The following is a 9,565-nucleotide window of genomic DNA, read 5'->3' as shown; positions in this document are numbered from 1 at the left end:
GACGAGGGCTGTGGGGCCTGCGCTTCACCGCGCACTCGCGCGTGTATCCGCTGGGCGTCGCGCGCGGCCTCTTCCTCCAGGGCGCGCTGGCGCACAACCTGGGGCGCACGACCTGGCTCGGAGAGGAGGACGGGGTGGACGTGAGCGTGCTCCGCTCGGCGGTCACCACGGCCAATGCCTCGCTGGGCTACCGAATGGACCTGGGGCGCCGCGGATGGCTGGGCTTCGAGGCGGGCTGGGCCTACCGCCTGGACCCCGCCCGTTACCGCACGGGCGGTGAGCGCGAGCTGACCGACGGTGAGGAAAGGAACCTGCGCTTCGCCCGGCCGGGCGGCGTGATCCTGGGCATCTCCGGCGGCTTTTCCGTCCTGTAGCCAGGTCCGCTAGTCTCCCCGTCTCGCGTCATGTCGGATTCCGCCACCGCCCCTCCTTCGGTCCTGCCCTTCCCGGGGGACGCCCGGCGACGACTCGAGTCGCGCCCGGACGAGGAGCTGATGCTCCTGTCCGCAGGGGGCTCCGCGCAGGCCTTCGAGCAGCTGGTGCGCCGGCATCACCCGAGGCTGGCGCGCTACTGCGGCAAGTCCGTGGGCAGCACGGCGGAAGGGGACGAACTGGCGCAGGAGACGCTGGTGCGGGTGTGGGAAGCACGCCGCGAGTACCAGCCCCGCGCGCCCTTCGTCGTCTTCATGCTCACGCTGGCCCGCAACCTGTGCCGCAACCGCGTGCGGGACGCGGGCCGGCGCGGGCGCTGGCAGGCGGAGGACTCCGACGGGGCCCGGGGGGAGGCCGTGGCCTCGCCGGCCTCCGCGGACGTGGTGGATCAGCTGCTGGAGCGCGAGCGGCGGATGCGCGTGCGCGAGGCCCTCCTGGCGCTGCCGGAGAAGTTCCGCGAGGTGCTGCTGCTGCGGTTCGACCAGGAGCTCGACTACGCGGAGATCTCCCGCATCGTCGGGCGCAACGAGTCCACGGTGCGCTCGCGCGTGTTCCATGGGCTGAAGAAGCTCCGCGAAATGGTGCCGGGAGGAAGCCCATGATGTCGGCATGCCCCGAGTCGTCGGTGTGGCCGCAGCTCGTCGACCGGCAGCTCTCCGAGGAAGAGGCGCAGGCGCTGCGGGACCATGCCCGGGGCTGCGCGCGCTGCCAGGCCGAGCTGCGGGAGACGGAGGCGCTCGTCACACGCCTCGCCGCGCCGCTGGAGCCCGCCGCGCCCACGGAGGAGGCGGTGGCGCGGGTGATGCGTCGGGTGCACGCGGGGGCCGCGGAGCGGCGGGTGACGCCGCCGAGGGCCTGGCCCTGGGTGGGAGGGGCCGCGGCCGCCGCGCTCGCCGCGGGGCTGGCGGTGTTCATGCTGCGGCCCTCGCCCGGTCCGGGGCCCGGGCAGGGGACGTGGACCGCGCGCGGCGGGCCGGCGGCGGCGACGCTGGGCCGGAGCGTGGGCATCACCTTCCACGGGTCGGGCATGGGCGCCGCGCCGCTGGCCCCGGACATGGTGCTGCCGGCGGATGCGGGCTTCGGGGTGCGCTACCGCAACCTGGACACGCGCGAGCCGGTGTACCTGCTGGCCTTTGCCCAGGACGCGCGCGGCGAGGTGCACTGGCTCTACCCGGCCCACCTGCGCGAGGACGCGAACGAGCCGTCGGTGCGGCTGGCGCCGTCGGCGGAGGCACGGGCGCTGGAAGAGGTGGTGGTGCTGGAGGACCCGGCGCCCGGGCCCTTGCGCCTCGTGTCCATGGTCACCCGCGCGCCGCTGGGGGTGAAGGACGTGGAGTCGCTCCCTCCGGAAGGGCGCACGCCCGAGGCGCTGCGGCGACGGTGGCCGGAGGCCACGGTGGAGTCGGTGTCCGTCGTCCTGGCGGAGGCGGGGTCCACGCCTTGAGGTTTCTTCTTCCGCTGCTCGTCGCGCTCACGCTGTCCACCCCCGCCGCGGGCGAGGCGCCGTCCCCACCGCCCGTGGTGTTCGCGCTGGTGGTGGCCAACAACCAGGGCTTCGCGCCCGGCCGCGCGAGGCTGCAGTACGCGGACGACGACGGGGCGAAGTACCACGAGTTCTTCTCCATGCTGTCGGCGCCCGGGGACGTGGTGCTCCTCACCGGGCTGGACTCGGACACCCGCCGGCTCTTCCCCGCGCTGGAGCCGCAGGTCCGCGCTCCCTCATCGCAGAACGTCGCGGAGGCGGCCCGAGCGCTGGCCGCGCGCATCGCCGAGGTGAAGCGCTCGGGCCGCGAGGTGGACTTCTACTTCGTCTTCGCCGGCCACGGCGACGTGGACCAGGGGCGCGGCTTCCTGGAGCTGAGCGACCGGGCCTTCGACGCGGATGACCTGCAGGCGCTGCTGCGCCAGGTGGACGCCACGCGCGCGCACGTCATCCTGGACAGCTGCAACTCCTTCTTCGTGGTGAGCCCGCGCAAGGCGGGTGGGCGGCGCTATGCCACGCCGGAGGACATGACGCGGAGCCTGGCGCAGCGGCTGCCCGCGGTGGGCGTGCTGCTGTCCACCAGCGCCGAGGCCGAGGTCTACGAGTGGTCCGAGCTGCAGTCCGGTGTCTTCAGCCATGTGGTGCGCTCGGGGCTGATGGGGGCCGCGGACGCGGACGCGGACGGACGTGTCACGTATGCGGAGCTGGAGGCCTTCGCGAGCATCGCGGCGCGGGAGATTCCCAACCCGCTCTTCCGGCCCCGCCTCTTCGCGCTCGGTCCGGGGCGTAGCCCCCAGGCCACGCTGGTGGACCTGCGGGCGGTGCGCTCGGCGGTGACGCTGCGGGTGGACGCCGTCCCCCCGGTGCGGCTCACGCTGCGCGATGCCCAGGGCCTGCGGTGGGCGGATCTGAACAAGGAGGCCGGGATGCCGCTGGCGCTGCGCCTGCCGCCCCGGGTGGCGCGGGGCCTGGAGGTGGAGCGCCCTGGCGGCCCCGACACCGCGCGGGCCTGGTCCCTGGGGGAGGTGGCGCCCGGCGCCACGGTGGAGCTGGCGAGCTTCAGCCCGCCCATGCCCATGCCTCCGGCCGCACGCGGGGTGCAGGAGCAGCTGCGCAGCCTCTTCGCGACGCCCTTCGGTCCCGAGGCGCTCGCCGCGTTCGAGCGCGCGCGGCAGGCCGAGCCCGCGCCCGTGTACGGCATCTCCCTGGCGGAGCGGGAGCGGATGCGGCAGCTGGTGGAGACCTTCACCACGGTCGAGCGCGACCGGCGCAGGACGGAGACCATCCTCTTCGGCGCGACGCTGGTCTCCTCGGTGGGCACCGGTGCGTTCCTCGTGGCGGAGGGGGACAGGGATAGCCGGGTCCAGGGAATCTCCGCGCTGGCCGTGAGCCTGCTCTTCAGCGGCGCGGACCTCCTCCAGCAGCTCCGGCGCGAGGATCCGGAGGCCCTGCTGCGGGAGTTCCACGCGTCGCAGGCGGACGCCGCCGCGGACCCGGGCCTCGCCGTCGCGCGCGTGGACTACCGGCTCAACCGCTTCCTCGCGCAGGAGCGGAACATCCGGCGCAGGCTGGAGACGGTGGGCTGGATCTACATGGGCGCGTCCGCGCTGCTGCTGGGGATCGGCGAGGTGCGGCGCGCGAACGGCTCACCGGGCCACGACGTACGAGAAGCCGAGCGCGCCGCGCTGCTCGCCGCGGTGAGTGCCACGTCGAACCTGCTGCGTGCCCGGTACACGGGGAGCGCCACCGAGCACCTGGTGCGGCAGTGGAACTCGGACCCGGAGCTGCGGCGCCTGCCGCGCGTGGCCGTGGTGCCCTCGTCCGGGGGCGCGATGCTGGCCGTGGGGGGCGTCTTCTGACGCCACCCACGACCGGCGCGTCGTGGAGCCCGGTCCGTCATCTCCTCACGACACGGGCACGGGCTTGGGGCTCACCTCCACCATGCCGACGTTTGGAGTCACGATGCGTGAGGGGAAGGGGAGACACGGCTCGGCTGTCTTCAGCAGCCCGTCTGGGTCGTGGTCGTCGTCAGCCCGGTCCGGTCCTTGAGGATGTACTTGTTCGTGGACGTCGTGATGAAGAGCTCCGCGCCCGCGACCCCGTCCGAATCACACGCCGCCGTGATGGTGAAGTTGGTGTTGAAGGCGTAGTACTGCGAGGTGCGGTTCGAGTCGTGGATGATGGAGATGCCCTGGCTGGTGCTGTTCTTGGCCACCACGACGATGTCCGCGCCCGCGACGCCGTTCGTGTCGACCACCGTGTTGACCTGATACGTCCCGGAGAACGGATAGAAGTAGCTGCTGGCGCTCCGGTGCCGGATGACGCTGACGCCGCCCACCGAGGCCGTGACGACCTCCGCGCCCGCCACTCCGTCCGTGTCGCTCACGTTCACGATCGAGAAGCTGCCGGAGAAGGAATAGAACTGCGACGTCCCCTTCTTGTCGGTGATGACGCTGATGCCGCTGCTGGTGACGACCACCACCTCCAGGCCCACGGTCCCGTCCAGGTCCATGGTGGCGTTGTTGACGGCGAAGCTGCCGGTGAAGGAGTAGAACTTCGTCGTCCCCTTCGACGGGTGGAAGATGGAGATGCCTGTCAGGCTGGTGGTGAGCTGGTCGGTGGTGCCGTCACCGTCGAAGTCGCCAGAGACGGTGAGCGGCGCCTCCTGGGTCGCGGGGACCGGATCCACCGGCTGCTCCTCGGGGGCGCCTCCACAGCCGATCGCGAGCACCGTCCCGCCCACGCCCATCCACCGGTACAGCGCATTCCTTCGTGACGTGTTGTTCATGAGCTCTCTCCCACGGGGCTCGCGAGGAGTTTCACGAGAACCCGTGGGAGAATGCTGTCAGGATCCGGGTTAAATAGTAAATCTAGATATGCTTGGAAATGTCGAAGGCGCGGCCGTAGCTCAGACTTTCACCGCCTCGATGATGCTGACCCCGCTCCGGGTGGGAAGGATGCGCTCCACCTTCCATGAGGTCGCGCTGAGCAGCGCGCGGAACTCGTCCGTGGTGCGCTCGCGTCCGTCGGCGACGACCAGCATGTTGAGGTCGATCAGGTGCATCGGGTCCGGAGTCCGGTTGTCCGGAATCACCAGCTCCAGCACGAACAGCCGGGCCCCGGAGGGGGCTGCCTCGTGGAGCCGGCGCAGGAGGGTGAGGGAGGCGTCATCCTCCCAGTCATGGAGGATGTGTTTGAGCAGGTAGGCGTCGGCGGGGGGAATGCCGGGCTCGAAGAAGCTCCCGGCCACCACGTCCACCCGGTTGCCCAGGCCCCGGGACGCCAGCGCCGTCTTCGCGCCCTCGGCGACCTGGGGCAGGTCGAAGAGGATGCCCCGGCAGGAGGGATGGGCGGCCAGCACGTGCGCGAGCAGATCGCCGTGGCTTCCCCCGATGTCCGCCACACGGGCGAAGGGGGCGAAGTCGATGTGCTGCGTCACCTCGCTGGCCACCAGGGCGGACAGGTTGCCCATCGCCTGGGCGAAGAACCCCGCCTCCTCGGGGTTGCGGGCGAAGTGCCCCCAGATGTCCGAGCCGAGGGCGGCCTGCACCGGGGACTTGCCCGTGCGGACCGCCTCGGTGAGCAGCCCCCAGGGCAACCAGTGCGCCGGGGCGCTCTGGGTGATGGCCATCTCCCTCAGCGAGCCGGGGACGTTCGAGCGCAGCCCTTCGCCCATCGGCGTCAGCGCGAAGGTCCGCTCGGAGACGGCTTCGAGGATGCCGACGGTGAGGCCGCCTCGCAGCAACCGGAACAGGGCGCCCGGGTGGACGCCCAGCTCGGCCGCCAGCGAATCACTGTCGCGGGGGCCCGCCGCGAGCAGATCCGCGATGCCCAGCCGGGCCACGGTGCCGATGACCTGGGTGCGCCAGTAACTGGTGATGGCCGCATGGAGCTGCAGCGCGGGAAACGGATTCGTGTCGGGCGTGTTCTTCATGGCAGGAGTCTAATCCCGTTCACTCAGGCCGAGGCCACGTTTCCTCCCGTGGGTTGACGTCTGGATTTGACCGGGAGTACGACCGGCCGATGACCTCTCCGTCCGTTCATCCGGCGCAGCTCATCGTCGATCTTGGCTTTGGTTTCATCCTCTCCGGTGCGCTGTCCACGGCGGCGGAGCTGGGCGTCGCGGACCACCTGGAGCAGGGCCCGAAGAGCGCGGCCCGGCTCGCGGAGGACGTGGGCGCGGACGCGGCATCGCTGTACCGGGTGCTGCGATTGCTGGCGAGCGCGGGCGTGTTCTCCGAGGATGCCGACGGCAACTTCGCGCTCACCCCCGCCTCCGACCTGCTGCGCACCCAGGCCCCCGGCTCCCTGCGCAGCGCGGTGTTGATGCTCACGCAGGACATCTTCTGGGCACCCACCGGCGCGCTCACGCAGACGGTGCGGACGGGGACGAACGCCTTCGAGCGCATCTTCGGCAAGCCCTTCTTCGATCACCTCGCGAGCAACGCGGCGGCGGGCGCCACCTTCCACCGGGGCATGTCCAGCCTGTCGGACCTGGAGAACGGCCCCATCGCGCGCAGCTATGACTTCAGCGCCTGCCGGCAGGTGGTGGACGTGGGCGGCGGCCACGGCGGCTTCCTCATCGAAGTGCTCCAGTCCTCACCGTCGCTCCGGGGCGTGCTCTTCGACCACCGGCACGTCCTGGACGAGGCGCGCATCGCCCAGGCGGGGCTGTCCGAGCGCTGCGAGCTGGTGGAGGGGGACTTCTTCCAGACGGTGCCTTCGGGCGCGGACGCGTATGTCCTCAAGCGCATCCTCCACGACTGGAGCGACGCGGTATGCGTGGACATCCTGCGCCACTGCCGCCGCGCCATGGCCGAGGGCGGCCGGGTGCTGGTGGTGGACACCGTCATCCCGCCCGGGAGCGAGCCGCACGGGGGCAAGGTGCTGGACGTGATGATGCTGGCCTCGCTGCCCGGCCGGGAGCGCACGGAGGAGGACTTCCGCAAGCTCTTCGCCCAGGCGGGCTTGCGGCTCTCACGCGTCATCCCCACGCCGGCCGCGCTCAGCATCACCGAGGCCGTGGCCGCGTAGGGGTCAGCGCCCCTGGAACTTGGGAGGACGGCGTTCGGCGAAGGCGGAGAAGGCCTCCGTCAAATCGTGCGACTGGAGGAAGGCCGAGTTCCACACCGCCACGTAGCGCAGGCCATCCGCGATGGACTTGTCCGCGCAGTACTCCATCACCTGCTTGGCGCCCTGGATGACGAGCAGCGGGTTGTCCGCGATGCGCCGCGCCGTTGCCCGCGCCTCCGTGAGCAGGGCCTCGGGGGAGGGGAAGACCTCGTTGACCAGGCCCATGCGCAGCGCGCGCGCCGCGTCCACGTCGCCGCCGGTGTAGGCCAGCTCGCGCGTGTTGCCCTCGCCAATGATGCGCGGCAACCGCTGGAGCGCGCCCAGGTCCGCGACGATGCCGACCTTCACCTCGCGCAGGGAGAACTTCGCGTCCTGCGAGCAGTAGCGGAAGTCACACGCGGCGATGAGGTCCATGCCCCCGCCGATGCACCAGCCATGCACCGCGGCGATGACGGGCTTCCTGCACCGGGCCACCCCTTCCGTGGCCTGCTGCATCTCACCAATCAACTTGAGCAACTGGCTGCGCTCCCGCGCCAGGTTGCTTTCGGCGGTGAGCAGCGGCCCGAGGGACTCCATCATCCCCATCAGGTCCAGGCCGTAGGTGAAGTGGCTGCCCTCGCCGCGCACCAGCACCACGCGCACGGCGTCGTCGGCGTCCAGCGCGCGGAGCGCCTCGGGCATCTCCCGCCAGAAGTCGGGGCCCATGGCGTTGCCCTTGCCCGGGCCGGTGAGCACCAGCTCCGCGATGCCGTCGGCCTTCTCGATGCGCAATGACTTGTACGTGCCGTCCATCCGTTCCCTCCGGGGAAGTGAGCTGGCGGCACTTGAGCAGATGCCGCGCGGCGTCTCCACTGCCTGCCGGGCTGCCAGGCCTGACGTTCTCCAGTGACAACTTCACCGTGCCTTCATTCCGGCGGACGAACAGGATAGAGCCCGAAGGCACACGCCCCATGGAGGTCCGATGTCGCCGCGCCGTCTCGTGCCGTGGTTGTTGCTGGTGGGCCTCGTCACCGCCTGCGCTTCGTCCTCCCCGGAGGAACGTCCCGGGCGTTCGCCGCCTCCCAGGATTCTCTTCCAATCGCCGCTCGCGCTGCTGCTCGAGAACCATGAAGCGCTGGCGCTCACCACCGACCAGTTGATCCAGGTGGGCCAGCGGGAGGAGGCCCTCGATGCAGCCAACCGGCCCTTCCGGGAACAGCTCCGGCAGGTCTGGCACCCCGAACCCGCTCCAGGCGAAGGCCCCCCGCGCGGAGCCGGGGTGCCTCGCAGGGGCGGCCCGGTGGGCCTCGGAGGCCGGCCCGCGTACAGGCCGCCCGCCCGGCCTCTCGAACCCCTGAGCGAAGAGGGCCTGAAGCGACAGCAGGCCCTGCTCCAGGCGATGGAGGAGAACGAGACGGCGGCCTACCGCGACGTCGAGGCGCTCCTGGACGAGACGCAGAAGGGCAAGGCGCGAGAGCTGGTCGCGAAGCAGCGCGAGGAGCGACAGCGCGCGCGGGAGTCCTTGCGGCGCCTTGAAACCCCACCGGCGCCGTAGTCCCGGGGGCGCTCTCTAGCGATGCAGCCGTGCGGAGATCGGCAGGTGGTCGGAGGGCTCCTGCTCCGAGGGCAGCGGCGTCCGCGCGTCCAGCGCTGGCAACCGGTCTGGCCAGGCCCGCAGCGCGCTGGAGTGGAAGAGGAAGTCGATGGCCTTGGGCTCGCCGTTCGCATTGCAGGTCGGCTGATGCTGACCCGCGTAGGCATCGCGCAGCCCGGTTGCTTCGAAGGCCTGGACCAGCGGCTCGCCGGGCCGGGCGTTGAAGTCGCCGCACACGATCCACAGGGCCTCCGGATCCTTCCGGAGCAGCTCGTTGATCAGCTCGGTGGCCTGCTGCATGCCCTGGTGTTGCTCCACCGGCCTGTCGGGCCGGTCCCAGCGCAGGTGCGTGCAGGCCACGCGCAGCCGCGCTCCGCCGACGTCGAAGTCCACGACCAACGCCAGATGTCCGGAGACGCGCCCGTCCTCCAGCCGGTCGCTGAAGTAGTAGGCCCGGTGGCCGGGGCTCCGATCCAGGCGGTGGAACACCGCGCAGCCATCGGGACGGCCTTGCTGCTTCTGGGCCATCACGCCCACGTACCCGCGCGGCGCCAGCGCCTCCTGGAGCGCGGCGAAGCTGTCGGGCTCCACCTCCTGAAGACAGACGATGTCCGCGTCCAGCGCCAGGATGCGGCGGGCCAGCAACGCGTCACGGCTTCGCGGCCGGAGCAGGTCCGCGGGCGTGTGCGGGAACCACTCCGGCTTGACGTAGGCGTCCGCCAGGATGTTGTACGAGGCGATTCGCAGGTCCATGGTCATGGCCTTTCTGTTCGTCCCTGGAAACGCATTCTCCGGCCCGCGGCGCCCCGGAAGGAGCCTGGGCGGACTCGGCCTTCCATCGCGGCCTCGATTGAGCTCCAGGGGGAGCGTCCCTACGCGGCCCGCGAGCGGCGGCGGCGCAGCAGCAGGGCCAGTGGCAAGAAGCCCCAGAAAGGCGCGCCCGCCGCCGAGCACCCGCAGCCGGAGTCTCCAGGCTCCTCCCCGGCCCCTCCGCCCGCGTCAGC

11 protein-coding genes are annotated in these 9,565 nt (G+C 71.4%); 6 read left to right on the top strand and 5 right to left on the bottom strand.

Features of this window, described 5'->3' with window-relative positions:
• The 4 genes from D7W79_RS43950 to D7W79_RS32655 form a co-directional block, all read left to right on the top strand.
• A partial coding sequence (locus tag D7W79_RS43950; RefSeq protein ID WP_158617106.1) for a hypothetical protein occupies nt 1-374 on the top strand: 374 nt, incomplete at its 5' end.
• 30 nt (nt 375-404) lie between these two features.
• Nucleotides 405-1,034 (top strand): RNA polymerase sigma factor, encoded by a 630-nt coding sequence (locus D7W79_RS32665; RefSeq protein WP_120529276.1) that lies wholly within the window; start codon nt 405-407, stop codon nt 1,032-1,034.
• The gene (locus tag D7W79_RS32660; protein WP_120529275.1) at nt 1,031-1,876 is read left to right on the top strand and encodes an anti-sigma factor family protein; all 846 of its coding nucleotides are present in this window, start codon (nt 1,031-1,033) and stop codon (nt 1,874-1,876) included. The genes D7W79_RS32665 and D7W79_RS32660 overlap by 4 nt, the downstream gene beginning before the upstream one ends.
• Nucleotides 1,873-3,774, top strand: coding sequence for a hypothetical protein (locus D7W79_RS32655; protein ID WP_120529274.1), 1,902 nt, complete (start codon nt 1,873-1,875; stop codon nt 3,772-3,774). Before D7W79_RS32660 ends, D7W79_RS32655 begins: the two co-directional genes overlap by 4 nt.
• 140 nt (nt 3,775-3,914) lie before the next feature.
• Here D7W79_RS32655 and D7W79_RS32650 read toward each other — a convergent pair whose 3' ends face one another.
• Together D7W79_RS32650 and D7W79_RS32645 are read right to left on the bottom strand one after the other, a co-directional pair.
• Nucleotides 3,915-4,703, bottom strand: coding sequence for a PA5033 family protein (locus D7W79_RS32650; protein ID WP_147442159.1), 789 nt, complete (start codon nt 4,701-4,703; stop codon nt 3,915-3,917).
• Between the two features lie 120 nt (nt 4,704-4,823).
• Nucleotides 4,824-5,849, bottom strand: coding sequence for a methyltransferase (locus D7W79_RS32645; protein WP_120529272.1), 1,026 nt, complete (start codon nt 5,847-5,849; stop codon nt 4,824-4,826).
• A gap of 89 nt (nt 5,850-5,938) precedes the next feature.
• Here D7W79_RS32645 and D7W79_RS32640 point away from each other — a divergent pair, with 89 nt between their 5' ends.
• Entirely contained in the window at nt 5,939-6,949 is a 1,011-nt protein-coding gene (locus D7W79_RS32640; RefSeq protein WP_120529271.1) for a methyltransferase, read from the top strand.
• Between the two features lie 3 nt (nt 6,950-6,952).
• Here the strand turns inward: D7W79_RS32640 and D7W79_RS32635 are convergent, their stop codons facing one another.
• Nucleotides 6,953-7,780 (bottom strand): crotonase/enoyl-CoA hydratase family protein, encoded by an 828-nt coding sequence (locus D7W79_RS32635; protein WP_120529270.1) that lies wholly within the window; start codon nt 7,778-7,780, stop codon nt 6,953-6,955.
• Between the two features lie 169 nt (nt 7,781-7,949).
• Between D7W79_RS32635 and D7W79_RS32630 the strand changes: the two genes are divergently transcribed.
• On the top strand, nt 7,950-8,522 hold the full coding sequence (locus D7W79_RS32630; protein ID WP_147442158.1) for a hypothetical protein: 573 nt from the start codon (nt 7,950-7,952) through the stop codon (nt 8,520-8,522).
• A gap of 15 nt (nt 8,523-8,537) precedes the next feature.
• Here D7W79_RS32630 and D7W79_RS32625 read toward each other — a convergent pair whose 3' ends face one another.
• Both D7W79_RS32625 and D7W79_RS46120 read right to left on the bottom strand, forming a co-directional pair.
• Nucleotides 8,538-9,314: an endonuclease/exonuclease/phosphatase family protein gene (locus tag D7W79_RS32625; RefSeq protein WP_158617104.1), complete on the bottom strand. Its 777-nt coding sequence runs from the start codon at nt 9,312-9,314 to the stop codon at nt 8,538-8,540.
• Nucleotides 9,315-9,433: 119 nt separating this feature from the next.
• A partial coding sequence (locus D7W79_RS46120; RefSeq protein WP_369127247.1) for an MYXO-CTERM sorting domain-containing protein occupies nt 9,434-9,565 on the bottom strand: 132 nt, incomplete at its 5' end.

Origin of the sequence: Corallococcus exercitus (genome assembly GCF_003611585.1) — a bacterium.
In the GTDB taxonomy this organism is placed as follows: domain Bacteria; phylum Myxococcota; class Myxococcia; order Myxococcales; family Myxococcaceae; genus Corallococcus; species Corallococcus exercitus.
Note: the sequence above shows the minus strand (reverse complement) of the source record. Positions and strands in the feature narration are given on the sequence as shown.